This window comes from Mesorhizobium sp. M7A.F.Ca.US.008.03.1.1 (assembly GCF_003997495.1).
Classification (GTDB): domain Bacteria; phylum Pseudomonadota; class Alphaproteobacteria; order Rhizobiales; family Rhizobiaceae; genus Mesorhizobium.
In genome coordinates, this window is record NZ_RZRU01000011.1 from 210926 (window position 1) to 223706 (window position 12781).

At 60.7% G+C, this 12781-nt stretch carries 13 protein-coding genes; 1 reads left to right on the plus strand and 12 read right to left on the minus strand.

Annotated elements, in window-relative coordinates; all coding sequences use genetic code 11:
- Nucleotides 1-144: 144 nt before the first annotated feature.
- The 12 genes from EOA16_RS17645 to EOA16_RS17700 all read right to left on the minus strand — a co-directional run bounded on the left by EOA16_RS17645 (nt 145) and on the right by EOA16_RS17700 (nt 12072).
- Nucleotides 145-546: a hypothetical protein gene (locus EOA16_RS17645; RefSeq protein WP_127259413.1), complete on the minus strand. Its 402-nt coding sequence runs from the start codon at nt 544-546 to the stop codon at nt 145-147.
- 136 nt (nt 547-682) lie between these two features.
- Nucleotides 683-1081 carry a transposase gene (locus tag EOA16_RS33550; protein ID WP_127259414.1) on the minus strand — a complete coding sequence of 133 codons (399 nt, stop codon included), beginning with the start codon at nt 1079-1081 and terminating at the stop codon, nt 683-685.
- A gap of 221 nt (nt 1082-1302) precedes the next feature.
- Nucleotides 1303-3264, minus strand: coding sequence for a hypothetical protein (locus EOA16_RS17655; RefSeq protein ID WP_127259415.1), 1962 nt, complete (start codon nt 3262-3264; stop codon nt 1303-1305).
- Entirely contained in the window at nt 3261-4355 is a 1095-nt protein-coding gene (gene ugpC / locus EOA16_RS17660) for a sn-glycerol-3-phosphate ABC transporter ATP-binding protein UgpC (protein ID WP_127259416.1), read from the minus strand. Before ugpC ends, EOA16_RS17655 begins: the two co-directional genes overlap by 4 nt.
- 10 nt (nt 4356-4365) lie before the next feature.
- The gene (locus EOA16_RS17665) at nt 4366-5214 is read right to left on the minus strand and encodes a carbohydrate ABC transporter permease (RefSeq protein ID WP_127259417.1); all 849 of its coding nucleotides are present in this window, start codon (nt 5212-5214) and stop codon (nt 4366-4368) included.
- A complete protein-coding gene (locus EOA16_RS17670; protein ID WP_127259418.1) occupies nt 5214-6152 on the minus strand; it encodes a sugar ABC transporter permease in 939 nt (312 codons plus the stop codon). Before EOA16_RS17670 ends, EOA16_RS17665 begins: the two co-directional genes overlap by 1 nt.
- Nucleotides 6153-6365: 213 nt before the next feature.
- Nucleotides 6366-8021 (minus strand): extracellular solute-binding protein, encoded by a 1656-nt coding sequence (locus EOA16_RS17675; protein ID WP_127259419.1) that lies wholly within the window; start codon nt 8019-8021, stop codon nt 6366-6368.
- A 136-nt stretch (nt 8022-8157) separates the two neighbouring features.
- A complete protein-coding gene (locus tag EOA16_RS17680; protein ID WP_127259420.1) occupies nt 8158-9210 on the minus strand; it encodes an NAD(P)-dependent oxidoreductase in 1053 nt (350 codons plus the stop codon).
- A gap of 14 nt (nt 9211-9224) precedes the next feature.
- A complete protein-coding gene (locus EOA16_RS17685) occupies nt 9225-10001 on the minus strand; it encodes an aldolase/citrate lyase family protein (protein WP_127259421.1) in 777 nt (258 codons plus the stop codon).
- 57 nt (nt 10002-10058) lie between these two features.
- Nucleotides 10059-10364, minus strand: coding sequence for a putative quinol monooxygenase (locus tag EOA16_RS17690; RefSeq protein ID WP_127259422.1), 306 nt, complete (start codon nt 10362-10364; stop codon nt 10059-10061).
- Nucleotides 10361-11209: a transcriptional regulator NanR gene (gene nanR, locus EOA16_RS17695; RefSeq protein ID WP_245455969.1), complete on the minus strand. Its 849-nt coding sequence runs from the start codon at nt 11207-11209 to the stop codon at nt 10361-10363. The genes EOA16_RS17690 and nanR overlap by 4 nt, the downstream gene beginning before the upstream one ends.
- A 362-nt stretch (nt 11210-11571) precedes the next feature.
- Nucleotides 11572-12072 carry a YidB family protein gene (locus EOA16_RS17700; RefSeq protein ID WP_127259423.1) on the minus strand — a complete coding sequence of 167 codons (501 nt, stop codon included), beginning with the start codon at nt 12070-12072 and terminating at the stop codon, nt 11572-11574.
- 417 nt (nt 12073-12489) lie between these two features.
- Between EOA16_RS17700 and EOA16_RS17705 the strand changes: the two genes are divergently transcribed.
- On the plus strand, nt 12490-12781 hold a 292-nt coding region (locus EOA16_RS17705; RefSeq protein ID WP_164754300.1), incomplete at its 3' end, for a DUF4142 domain-containing protein.

Genomic DNA, 12781 nt, shown 5'->3' on the forward strand with positions numbered 1-12781 from the left:
CGTAGACGTTCACAGCCTGAGCTCCGCCGAAGAACACGGCGAGTGGCAGCACAGAACCGACGAATTCACCCTACCCCACCCCCGGCGGCACGCTATCCAAAACTCTCGGCCAGCCGCTAAGACCGCCGCAGCCCCCGATTTCCTTCACGGATAGTTTCTTTTCGTCGGAGCAGGCGGGGTCGGCTTTTGAAACACGATCCCGCATCCTTTCACCGTCGATGCATCTTCGATCGCTTGCATCTCGCCCTTTAGCCGAGCCACTTCAGCGGCCGAGGCGCCGTCGCCGCTTGCGAAGAATAGCGCAGGCCAGAAAATAATCACGCCAACCGCGACTACCGCCGCATCTTGGCCTGCTTTTTTATTCTGGATACCTGCGGCTTCTGAAGCCCGCCTGGATATATTCGTGGCCTCTAGTGCCAGCTGTTCGCATGTTAGATTTTGGTAAAGAATTGGCGAAACATAGCTCGCCTGGATCTTTTCGGGCGGCGTTGCACACCCACAAAGCAATAGCGCAGCGCCGAGCGCTGCACATTCAAATTTCATCATCCCCTAAGCCCCTCCCCAAGGCGCCGAGTGGATCATGCATATTCGAATCACCCTTGCAAGCTGAGATGTTTCGTGCGGAGTCTTTGGCACAAAGTAGAGCACACCCTGTTCCACTTTTGCGGTGTATGTGATACTGTCATTTTTGCCGGAACAGCGCTGAAACGGGCGTCAGCACCAAGCCGCTTCGGGAACCTCCGAAGCCAACGTCAACGGACTTCCAACCAGGCAAATCAGCGTTTAGTGCGGGGCATGGCTCCAGCACCGCGAACTCCGCCGCATCCTCAGGTGCAGGCAGAACCAGCTTGCCTTGCCACGCCATCGTCCACCAGGTGGAAAGGTGGTTCGGCTTCAAGCCGTGGCGCTCTGCGACCTCATTCACCATCGCGCCTGGCCGAAGGCTCTTCGAAACGATCTGCGCCTTGACGTCGTCTGGCCAATGCCGATGAACCTCCAGTCCAGACTTCCTGGCCGTGAGAAACCTCCAACGTAGTCTCAATGGAGAAACTCCCGTGCTATTCCATGGATACGCGATCACAGATTAGAGCGACGAGAGCAACGTGGCGGCGGCACACCGCTTACCGTCTACCTTCACACGATCTCAGACACGGCGAGTTACAAATTCTGGCCAGCAAGATCGACCGGACGAAGGAGCGGTTAATCGAGTCAGCCGGGAAGATCGGTGGCGAAGTCCTTCGGGCGAGATCGGATCTCGGCAAGAAGCATTGCCTCGCAGACCAAAAGCGACGAGCAGGACGATTAGTCGAAGTCGAGCCGCGCCACAGCGTGGGCACCAAGCGTGATGACCCGATCTTCAAACGAACGCACAGAGTTTTCCATGAAGCTCGGATCGGTTGCCGCTTGCTCGAACTGCCCGGCAGCAAGATGAACAATGCGGGCGCTGATCGTCGTGTCCGAAAGCTGCACTGACCGCGTTCTAAGAGTTAGGTTTGCAAGCCACAGCGTCGTCCGCCCGACCTTCCTGGCGGCAATTGCCGCGATGGTCCCGGCGACCGATGTCTCGACGGACAAGAGCGTCGCCCCGCAGAGCCGCGAGAGTCCGGCCATGACATGGAAAGACGGATAGATCGTTGGGCCATGTTGCTGGTCGTACCAGGGCTGCACAAAGTCGGCCTGCCTGTAGATGTGTCCGAACGGACCGGTCAGATCACCAAGTGCAACGGCCTCGACGCCATGATACGCACACGCCGCGACATAGCCGACGGTCCAAGCCGCATTGAACAGTCCACGCTGCCGCGGATCGATGCGGCTGAGGCAAACGCGGCCATTCGCATCGTTCGGCGCGGTTGCCTTTCCGTAAGGGTTTTCCCGGCAGCCGAGCTGGCTCGGTCCAATGCGGATCGCCAGGTTCTCGCCCATGAAAGCGCGGGTCGAGCGAATAGTGTGAGGCAGCGCCTGCAGTGTCTCCATCACCGAGACATCATCGGCGGCGTGAACGTTTGGGCAAGTGGTGAAGGTGACGTAGTCGAGCGCAGCGCTTGGCGGCCGCTTGCGGTTGAGTTCGGTGAAATAGGATGCCATGCCGCCGCCCAGAGCGACACCGGGAAAGGCCCGTCGCGCGGCGGCAAACGTTTCCTCGAAGGTAGGCATTGGCGGCCACACGGCGTCGGGCTGCATCGACTTCATGTCTTGTACCGGAAAGACGGAAACCGCCTCCAGGTCGAGGCCAATGGCATGGACGGCCGCCGCAACCGGCTGCAATTCGCCCTCGGGTTCAAGCTTACCTTGGGTGATGATCTCGAGAACGACGCCCGCGCCGGTCAAACCTGCCAAGGCCGCATATCGTTCTAGTTCAGTTTGGCCATGTCCAAGCCGGAGATCGATCTGACAGACAATCCACCGGGGGCCCAAATGCCGAATGAGCTCGAGGTTGGCCACCGCATGCTGCGCCGCCTCGGCAGAAACGCCGACGCCGATACGGAGCATGTCCCCGATTTCCTCGCCGATCGCGAGCCGGATAGGAGAATCTTGGTCCTCAGACGTCCCGGCGGAAAAGTCTCCCGAGACGCGAAGCCTGATGGCCTGCGTGAACCTCTCATGCTTGGTCAAGGTGTAGGGCCAGGGTCGTCGCAGCGGGCGCACGTAGGTCTTGTATGACGCGTCGGACCAGTTCCGCTGATCCTCCATTTCGAAGGTATCGCCTTCCATGGTGCAGGTGGCCCACACCGCAGGGGCAATTTCGTGCGACAACGAACGGATATCGGTAAAAGGACATCTCGGGTCGATGTAGTCAGGAAACACCGCCAGCTGCTCGCTGCCGTCCTCCTTCAGAACCTTTAACGGCTTGCCCGCTACATCAATGGGATGAAGGACGACGAAGCCTGTTCTGTTGGTCAGTAGATCGGTCTGCGGGTCCGCTTCCGCGACGAAGGACAGCGTACCGTCGCTGGCACCTTCAATCCGTGCCTGATAGACGATGCAGCTGTTCGCGTCTGCGCATGTCCCTCGGTAGGAAACGCTGAAAGCTTCCGGCTTCTCGTCGATCCGGAGATTTTCGAGAGCCGGAGTGTAGGTTCCCCAGTTCTCGTCCCTTACGAGGAATGCGATCCCCCGCAGGACTTCGATGCCGCCGACACGCACATAGCGAAGTGCGCCATTGTCGAACTCGACAGACAGCGTTCCCGCCCGCAGTATCCGCGACGGCGGGCTAGGCTGTTCGGTTCCACATAGACGGAATGCTTGTGCTAGCTGCTCGGTCATAGGGCGCGTTCGCTCAGGGCGTCGAAAATGGAAGCACGGCTCATGTTGATATCGATCGGCAGGCTTTCGCCGGGGCGGCTTACGTCATGAGCCTGCAGTTCCGCCATCACCGGCGCGCCCGAGAGCCGGAAGGTGGCGTAGCTGCGCGAGCCGGTTGGCTGTAGAAGGTCGATCGTCGCTTCCTGCCGGAACATGCCCTCTGCCGGCTTCTCACCCCGCGCGCGGGTCATATGTTCCGGCCGCAGCCCCAGCAGGACGGCCTGGCCATCCGTCGCACCGTCAAGGTTGCGGCCTGGAGCGACCGGCAGCAGAAGATCGGAGAGCCGTATGGCGGCGACGCTGCCGCTTAGAGCCAGCGTGCCAGCCAGGAAGTTCATGCGCGGAGAGCCGAGAAAACCGGCCACGAAGGTGGAGGCCGGGCGCTCGAACAGATCCAGAGGCGTTCCCTGCTGCTCGATCACCCCGTCGCGCATCAGCACAATGCGATCGGCCAGCGTCATCGCCTCGATCTGGTCATGCGTGACGTAGATCATCGTCGTGGCGATGTCCTGGTGGAGGCGCTTGATTTCTCCGCGCATCTCGTCGCGCAACTGGGCATCGAGGTTGGAAAGCGGTTCGTCGAAAAGGAAGATTCGCGGGTTGCGGACGATGGCTCGGCCAATGGCGACGCGCTGACGCTGCCCGCCGGACAATTGCCGCGGAAAGCGCCCGAGCAGCGGGGTAATGCCGAGCATCCGCGCCGCCTCGCCGACGCGCGTCTCGACCTCGGCCTTCGGCATCTTGCGCGCCTTTAGACCGAAGCCGATGTTCTTGGCCACTGTCATGTGCGGATAGAGTGCGTAGTCCTGGAATACCATCGCCACGTCGCGGTCGCGCGGCCTGAAATCGTTGACGACCTCGCCGCCGATTTCGATCGTGCCTTCCGAAATCTCCTCAAGGCCCGCGATGGTCCGCAGCAGCGTGCTCTTGCCGCAACCAGATGGCCCGACGAGAACGGTGAACTCGCCATCGCGTATATCGAGATCGATGCCACGCACTGCGTGGAACGTGCCGTAGCGCTTGTGCAGCCCGGTGATCTTCACTTCGGCCATGTCGGTGGTCCTAACCGCGAACGGCGCCGAGCGTCAGCCCGCGCACCAGATGTCGTTGAGCCAGCACGCCAAGTGCGATCGACGGCACGAGGGAGACAATGGCGAGCGCCGCAGCCTCGCCGTATTGCGCGCCCTGGAAGCCGATGAAGGCGCGAAATACGGTCGGCAGTGTAAAGGCCGTGCGGCTGGTGAGGATCAGCGCGAAGAAGAATTCCGTCCAGCAGGCGATAAAGGCGAAGACCGCTGCCGCGACGATGCCGGGTGCGGCGAGCGGCACGGCGACGCGCCAGAACGCTTCCCATCGTGTGCAGCCATCGACGAGCGCGGCCTCCTCCATCGACTTCGGCATGCCGCGGAAATAGGCGAACATCATCCACACCGATACCGGCAGCGTGAAGACGGTGTAGGCGATGATCAGCCCGACATGCGTGTCGTAGAGTCCGACCTGGCGATAAATCAAGAACACCGGCAGGACGATTCCGATCGGCGGCAGGAATCGCTGCGATAGGACCCAGAAGGACAGGTGCTGGCCGCCCGTGTTATAGCGCGCCAGGCTGTAGGCCATCAGCGTGCCGAGCAGCGCCGACAGCACCGTGGCCGAAAGCGAAATGATCAGACTGTTGATCAGCCCGTCGAGCCCACGATAGGTGAACAGCGCCGCCTTGTAGTGGACGAGCGTCGGAGCGCTAGGGAACCAGACCGGCGGGACTGTCAGGTAGTCGTCGCTCGGCTTGATCGACGTGTTGAACATCCAGTAGAGCGGCCACAACACGAAGATCAAGAAGAAGCCGAGCAGCAGGATACGGCCGAACGGGATCGAGCGGCGCTTCCTGCGACGGGCGGGTGCTACGGCGGCCATCAGACCGGCTCCGTCTTCAGGAGACGCCGAACCAGCAGCGTCACGACGAAAGCGGTGAAGATCAGGAACAACCAGCTTCCGGCGGTCGCCTGCGACAGGTGGAACTGCGTGAATCCTACCGTGTAGAGATAGTATGACGCCGTGTACGTCTGTGTGCCCGGTCCACCGCCCGTCATAATGAAGATCGTATCGAACATGCGGATCGCATCGAGCAGCCGAAACGTCAGCGCCAACATGATCATGGGCCCGAGATGCGGCACGGTGATCGCCCAGAACGCCTGCCAGGCGCTGACGCCGTCGAGTTCCGCCGCCTCGTATAAGTTCGGAGGGATGGCAGTGAGCCCGGCAAGCAGGATGACGAACATGAACGGGGTCCACTGCCAGACGTCGGCAATGATCAGCGAGAAATAGAGCCACGGGCTTTCGGTCATCCAGCCGATCGTGACTTCCTGTCCGAGCAGTTGCGTCAGTATGTAGTTGGTTGGCCCGAACGGGCGCTGCAGCAGCAGCGTCCAGGCCTGGCCGACGATGACCGGGCTGATGAACAGCGGCACGATTAGGATCGACATGATTACGCCGCGCCCGGGAAAGCTCCGCACCATGGTGAGCGCCACGAGCAATCCGAGAACGAACTCGATGGCGACGCTGACTGCGGAGAGCCAAGCGGTGAGGAAAAGCGACCAGCGCGCAACGGGATCGAAGATGACCCGTGAGAAATTTTTCAGTCCGACGAAGGCGTGGCCCGGCACCTGGAAATCATAGTTGATGAACGACACGACGAGCGAGAACAGCAGCGGGTAGATCGACAGCGCCAAAATCAAAAGGACGGCAGGCGCGACCAGCAGCCATTTGAAATTGCGGTCGGCCCAGCGCGCGAAGCGAGAGAGTTTTGGCGGCGCGCCAGCAGCAGTCATCCGGGTGATGGTGGTGGTTTGCATGAGGACCGCGACTATCTAGCGTACTGGCGGTAGGCGGAATGTTTCGTGCGTCTGCACTGCCCCTGATGCGCCTGCCGGCACCTTCCCACCGCAAACGGCGGCGAGAAGGACGAAGCGGCTACGCTGGCGGACCCCTCTCCCCGTTCGTCGGGGGGAGAGGCTAGGAGTGAGGGGCGGCGCGAAACGAAAAACATCCAGCGTTCCCGATTGCCGCTACAGCTTAACCGCCAAGCCGAGTTTCTCCACGGTATTCTCCGCGGTTGCTCCCGGCAGTTTCAGGAACTCTGTGTAGAACGCCTTCTGCGAGTCCACGCCAAGCCTATCCGTGGTCTCGTTCCACTCCGCCGCCGCTGTCTCAAGTGAGGCTTTCGGATCGGCGCCGGCCCAGACCGCCGTGCACATGCGGTCGAGGCTTAAGAAATAATCCTGCGCGCCGGGCATGATCGGATCGAGGAGACCGACATTGGCCGAGTTGTTGAGGTTGATAAGGTACTCCTTGGCCCCTGGGAACAGCCCGCCATACAGATCCGACTTGTAGTGCGAGATGCGGTAGGGATCACGCAGCGCATAGGGGAGCATGACGCGGGCAAGCGAGACCTCAGGCGAGGTGACCCACTGCATGAACAGGTAGGACGCCTCGAGGTTCGCCGAATCGGCCGCCAGCGCCTTATTGTAGCCGACTGCATGCTCCGGATTGCCTGGGACGACCGCATACCCGACCTTTCCGGCGATCTGCGATTTCGGGATGAAGTTGATCGCGGTCGCCGATTGCGAGTAGTTTCCTGCCATGCGGCCAGTCGGCGGCCACGAATAGATCATCGCCACCTTGCCGGTCAGAAACGCGGCCCAGAGCGACACCGCGTCGAGTTCGTTGTTCCCCGGGATCGAGGCCGCGTTGGAGGCCTTCATGCTCGTCAGTGTTGCTACGCCGGCATCCGATACCAGCCCGGCCTTCATGTCGTCGCCGAACAGCTTGCCGCCATTGGCGCGGAACTGCTGAAGGAAATCAAACTGGTTGCCCGGGCTGCCTGCCTTGCGGAAATGCCCGGCGCCATACACGTTCGGCGCCATCTGATCGGTGATGAACTGCGCGATCTGGTTGTACTCGGCCCATGTCTTGGGTGGTTCCAGCTTCGCGTTGAATTTCGCCTGATAGGCCTCCATCAACTTCGGATCTTCGAAGATGTCTTTGCGGTAGTAGAGCGCAAAGATGTCACCGTCGTCGAAGAAGCCCCAGATCTTGCCCTTGTAGGTCGGCAGTGACTTATAGAGCGGATGGAAGTCCTCGAAGTCCTTCATGTTCATGTATTTCGCGATGAAGTCGTCGAGCGGTGCGATCACGCCACCATCGGCCAGCGAAGGCGTCCAGGCAGGTGAGATGTCGAGCACGTCGTAGGCGCCCGAGCTGGCGATGTGTTCGGCGACCGCCTTCGAATACTGGTCCGGATTGGACAGCTCGACGACGTTCATCTTCGTGCCGGTGAGCTGTTCCCACATCGGGCCGCTGAAGTTGCGCGGGTCGAGCGCCTGAAGTCCTGCCTCGGACGTCATGTTGATCGTCACACCGGGAAACTTTTTGGCGGCCTCGGTAGCGCGGAAGGCCGAACCGTTGGCCGGCCCCTCAGTAGAGGCTTTCAACGCAAGGGCCTGTGCCTGGCCGAGCGGTGAAGCCGCATCGGCGAGTTCCAGCTTCTGTTGCGCCATCGCCCAGTCAGTCATCATGCCGAGGATCGGCCCGGACGCGGCCAGCATGCCGGTCATCTGGCCGAAACGAGTAATGAAGCTTCGGCGGGTGGATTCACCCTTTAGCAATGCGTCGACCTCTGCTTCGAGGCCGGCCTGAAAATCACGTCTATCACGATCATTCATGGTCTTGCTCCTCCCATTCGGTGGCTGCGTTCATCGCGGCGACCGCTTCCTTTGCTTCACTCGCCCGCGGCGCGGCGGTCGAGCTCCCCTCCATTAACCGTCGTAACGATTGCGGCGGCGCGCCGAATTCTCCCTTCTACGATCCCAGGCGGGCGGCAAAACCAGCCAGCCGCTTCTTCCATGTGTTGCTCGACAACACCTCGCGATTGACCACGCCGCGCGGCTCGCGGCCGTGTTGCACCTCGATCACCGCCTTGACGTCTGCCGCGCCGTTGCCGGCAAAGCATTGATCGGTCCAGCATAGCGCGTGCGGTGTCAGGATGACGTTGTCGAGTGTCAGGATAGGGTCATCCGCGTCCGGCGGCTCTTGCTCGAGTACGTCGAGTCCCGCCCCGGCAATCCGACGCTCCTGAAGCACTTTGGTCAACGCTTTCTGATCGACGATCGGGCCGCGCGCCGTGTTGATTAAGTAAGCCGCAGACTTCATCAGACCGAGGCGCTCTGCACTGACGATATGGCGTGTCTCGGGCGTCAGTGGACAACTCACAGACAGAACATCGGCGCGACGAAAAAGGTCGTCCATTCCGACCAAGTCGATCCCAAGTTCAGCGGCAACGGCCTTGTCCGCGAAAGGGTCATGCGCAATGAATTTCATGTCAAACGGTCTGGCCATGCGAAACACTTCGGCGCCGATATTGCCGATCCCGAGCGAGCCCAGCGTACGGCCAACCAGCCCGATCCCCATATGGTCCGACCGCTTGTTGAAGGTTTCCGGTCCGCCTCGCGTCAGCCTGTCCTTGATCATCAGCTTGCCAGTCAGCGCCAGCATCAGCGTGATCACCGATATCGCGACGGGCCGCCGCACGCCATCGGGCGTTATCACGAGAGCAATGCCCGCTTTGGTGCAGGCCTCGACATCGACGGTATCGTAGCCGACCCCGAAGCGGGCGACCACGCCGAGGCGCCCATTCTTTGGCACGCTGGTCGCATCGAACCGATAAGCGAGCAGGATCAGCGCGTCGAAATCTTCAAGCTGTTCGGCGCGCATCGGATTGCTTGCTTCAAGAAACACCATCTCGACGCCGGGAGCATTGCGCAGCGGCTCAAGGTCGAAATCTGGATAGGTAGGGGAACCATCCGACTTTCGGAAATCTCCGGAGAGCGCTACCCTGAACTTTGTATTTGCCATCGTCCCGCCCGCCCTCACTTGCACCCGGCGCGTAGTTTCGAGAGCGCGTCCGACATGGCGTCGTGAAAAACCCAGACGTCACCGGAATAACAGATGAAATCGAAGCCCTGCCCGTAGTAGTCGGTCCCTTGCTGCACATTTGGCACTAGCCGCCCGAGCGACTTGTTGTGCTTTTTAGCGGCCCGGATGACGTCGTCGATGGCGCCGATGAATATTGGGTTGGTGAAGTCGCCCGGAATGCCGAGCGAGACCGAAAGGTCGAAATGCCCAACCCACAGGCAGTCGACGCCTTCGAGCGCCGCGATGCCGTCGATGTTCTTCACGCCGTCGGCGGTTTCGATCAGACAGATGAACGCCGAGCGACTGTTGGCCTCTCCGAACTTGTCCGCCACCGAACCCGGCCTGTAACGGTCGTGTGCAATCTGGAGTGCCACGCCGCGCGCCCCGACCGGGTGATACTTCATCGAATTGATGATGTGTTGTGCCTGCTCGACAGTGCTGACCATCGGGGCGATCAGGCCCTCGGCGCCCATGTCCATGGCGCGGGCGAGGAAATGATAATCCTGCGAAGGCACGCGAACCATCATCGGTAGGTCGGCCGCCTCGAAATAACGCACAACACTTTTGAAGGTCTCCATGCTGAAGCCGGAATGCTCCATGTCGAAGAAGACAAAGTCGCAGCCCGCCGACTTTAGTATGTGACCAATGCCGGGCGTCGCGAACTCGGCAACGAGCGTGCCGAGCTTGACCCTTCGGTGCGTCGTCATGTCTCTCAAGGCACTATCAGCCATTTCAATCCTCCCCTGGTCGCGCCGCTCCCCCGGCTTCCTGCGACCTAGTTGTTACGTTCAGCTCGATCCCTCGCATACCAATGCCGCGCGGATGATCTTCTTCTCATTGAGCAGGGGCGCGCTCTGCGCGTCGAAATTTAGGAAATGCGGTGTGCGACAATGATATTCGAAAGCCGCCGCATCATCATAGATCTCATATATCAGGATGCGACCCGGTTCCTCCTCCGGCTCGACCACGTCGAAACGCCGGCAGCCTGGTTCATCCCGCACGGAGGCGGTCGCGTTGGCATCGATCATCGGCCGGAACGCGGCAAGCGCCCCTTCCTTCAGACGGAAATCGACGATAATCACGAAGCCGCTCAACGTGCCGCCTCCACCACTTTCGCATATCGGCGGGCGACATGTTCGAGATGGTCGCGCATTGCGCGTTCGGACCGCTCCGGATCGCGCGCGGCGATTGCCATGAATATACGCTCGTGCGCCTTGTAAGCCTCTTCAGCCTCACCGGGACTCGCTGCAAGCGTCGTGCGACGTTGCTCCAGCAGCCATTCGGCAAGTGCCGCATGGATTGCCGTGAAAATCGAATTACGCATCATCAGCGCGAGCACGTAGTGGAAGTCCACATCGGTCCGTTCGAATCGCTTCAGGTCACCAAGCGACTGGCGGTTGGCCTCGAGCGCCTCGGCGAGGGCCTCGATATCCTCCTTGGTCGCGTGCAAGGCCGCGTTTCGCGCCAAGCCGATCTCGAAGAAGATGCGGGCATTCTGAAAATCCTGGACTCCGCCCGGCGCCGCAATCATGTGCCGCGCCGGCCCGGCCAACGCGTCGATAACGAATTGCGGCGTTGGGCGGGTAACGCGGGCGCGCTCCCCGGACCTTACCTCGACAAGGCCCATCTTACTCAGGCGAACAAGCGCCTCTCGGATCGAAGGCCGGCCTACCCCGTACTGCCGCATGAGCTCCCGCTCCGATGGGAGCCGGTCGGCTTCCTTCAACTCGCCATCACAGATCAGCCGCTCGATGTGGCCGGCCACCTCGTCCGAAAGTTTCCGCTGCTTAATCTGAATACCAATCACTCTGGTGTACCTGTTATACCAGTGTTCTAAAACGCTATTGCGATAAAATTGGAATGTCAATTGCAACTCGCATCCCGGCGAATTTTGCGCTCCTGGCACGATCGGTCCGATCAAACACAGCGGGATCATCATGACGGCTTCCATCGCGGCGAGCCCGGTGCACGCAACCAGCCTCCTCCCCCGAATCCGACAAGCGCATCATGGGCACCACGGCCACCCGACTGATAACATCGCGGTGTCGGGCCGAAGTACGCGGCAACGCTTCTGGATTCGCAAACTTGGCCGGATCATTGACCGCTGTCACGAACGCGAGGGCTGTGAGTACGCCCACTCCAGGGATGCCATAAGCTGCCGGCACACAGCGCTCCTAGAGCACGGCCCATCAGTTGGCGATCAAGCTGCCGAATCTGCTCCTTCAGGCCAGCCTCCAAGAGCTCGGCCCGCGCGTCCCGCGTGTGTGAGTTGCCAGACCTTCCCCGTCCAGAGCTGTCGCTCTAGACGTCACTTTCGCCGGCTGAATTCTTGGCTTGCGGCCTACTTGGGGGCACGTCGTCGAGCAGGGTGGTGGTCTCATCCGACCCCTTGGCGGGCTCAGCTGGAAAATCACCATTTGGCGTCATCTGGTTGACAGCCTCGGGCAAATCTCGCGTGATCCTGCGAATGAGTTCCTCGCGCGAAAGACCCGTCTGCATCGAAAGGGAAGTGAGCGTGTCTTCGTCAATGGCCGCTTCCACGTCGCTTGGCTGGATTGGATCGTTCGGCCCGGTGCCAATCCAAGAGTCGACCTTCGATCCTGTCCCTGCCCCTCTGAATCGGTCGAGGATATCGCCAAGGGCCGTACCGGACGCCCCTTTCGATATCTGATCCAGAATCCCGCCTTGCGGGCCGTTGGGATTACGCTCTCTCGCCTCACGGATCATGTCACCGATCTTGTCACGATTTTGGTATGCTAGGACGCCAAGCATCGCGATCGCCAATTTTCCCAGGTTTGCCATTTTGGTCTCCTCCGCGTTTCACATGGACGAATGGCTCAGCTTCACAAAAGTTCCGCGAGTTCTAAAGCGTTGCGGCGCGGTTCGGAGGGTTCGCCCAGTCACGTCATATAGGCAGGTTCGCGTCCGGCGAGTGTTTGGTCTAGCGCTTCGCTTCGGCCGCTTTCGGTGACTTCACCGGCCAGGCTTAAACATCGGTTCCAAAGGCCACCGGGCAGAGCTTCTTCTGAATGGCTCGTGTCTGTCAGCAAGAACACGCGAACAGAAAGTCCGGTGGGGTAGCCCGGCCAAGACCAAAGGCGATAGTGCACCAGCGCCGGCGGGACGTCTTTTAGTCGGTTGGATAATCGCTTATGGAACAAAGCCGATTGACGCTTGTTAGCTCGACAGCACACCCGTGCCTAACGAGGACAAGCCCCTATGAAAACTCACCTTATTCTGGCTTCCCTGGCCACCGCCACAGCCATGACGTTCACCCTGTCCGCTTTCGCCGCCGACAGCGCGCAACGCTTCGTCGACAAGGCTGCGGCCGGTGGGATGTTCGAAGTTGATTCCAGTAAGATCGCCAAGGGCACGGCCCAAGACCAGGCGGTCAAGGATTTCGCGCAGAAGATGATCGACGACCACGGCGCGGCCAACGCCAAGCTTGAGACCATCGCCGGCGAACAGAAGCTGACGTTGCCGAAGGAACTAGACGCCAAGCGCAAGGCTG

What these genes read in the sequence shown, in the direction of transcription:
- EOA16_RS17645 (WP_127259413.1), bottom strand. Translation starts at nt 546, where the DNA reads ATGATGAAATTTGAATGTGCAGCGCTCGGCGCTGCGCTATTGCTTTGT.
- EOA16_RS17655 (WP_127259415.1), bottom strand. Translation starts at nt 3,264, where the DNA reads ATGACCGAGCAGCTAGCACAAGCATTCCGTCTATGTGGAACCGAACAG.
- ugpC (WP_127259416.1), bottom strand. Translation starts at nt 4,355, where the DNA reads ATGGCCGAAGTGAAGATCACCGGGCTGCACAAGCGCTACGGCACGTTC.
- EOA16_RS17665 (WP_127259417.1), bottom strand. Translation starts at nt 5,214, where the DNA reads ATGGCCGCCGTAGCACCCGCCCGTCGCAGGAAGCGCCGCTCGATCCCG.
- EOA16_RS17670 (WP_127259418.1), bottom strand. Translation starts at nt 6,152, where the DNA reads ATGCAAACCACCACCATCACCCGGATGACTGCTGCTGGCGCGCCGCCA.
- EOA16_RS17675 (WP_127259419.1), bottom strand. Translation starts at nt 8,021, where the DNA reads ATGAATGATCGTGATAGACGTGATTTTCAGGCCGGCCTCGAAGCAGAG.
- EOA16_RS17680 (WP_127259420.1), bottom strand. Translation starts at nt 9,210, where the DNA reads ATGGCAAATACAAAGTTCAGGGTAGCGCTCTCCGGAGATTTCCGAAAG.
- EOA16_RS17685 (WP_127259421.1), bottom strand. Translation starts at nt 10,001, where the DNA reads ATGGCTGATAGTGCCTTGAGAGACATGACGACGCACCGAAGGGTCAAG.
- nanR (WP_245455969.1), bottom strand. Translation starts at nt 11,209, where the DNA reads ATGATGATCCCGCTGTGTTTGATCGGACCGATCGTGCCAGGAGCGCAA.
- EOA16_RS17700 (WP_127259423.1), bottom strand. Translation starts at nt 12,072, where the DNA reads ATGGCAAACCTGGGAAAATTGGCGATCGCGATGCTTGGCGTCCTAGCA.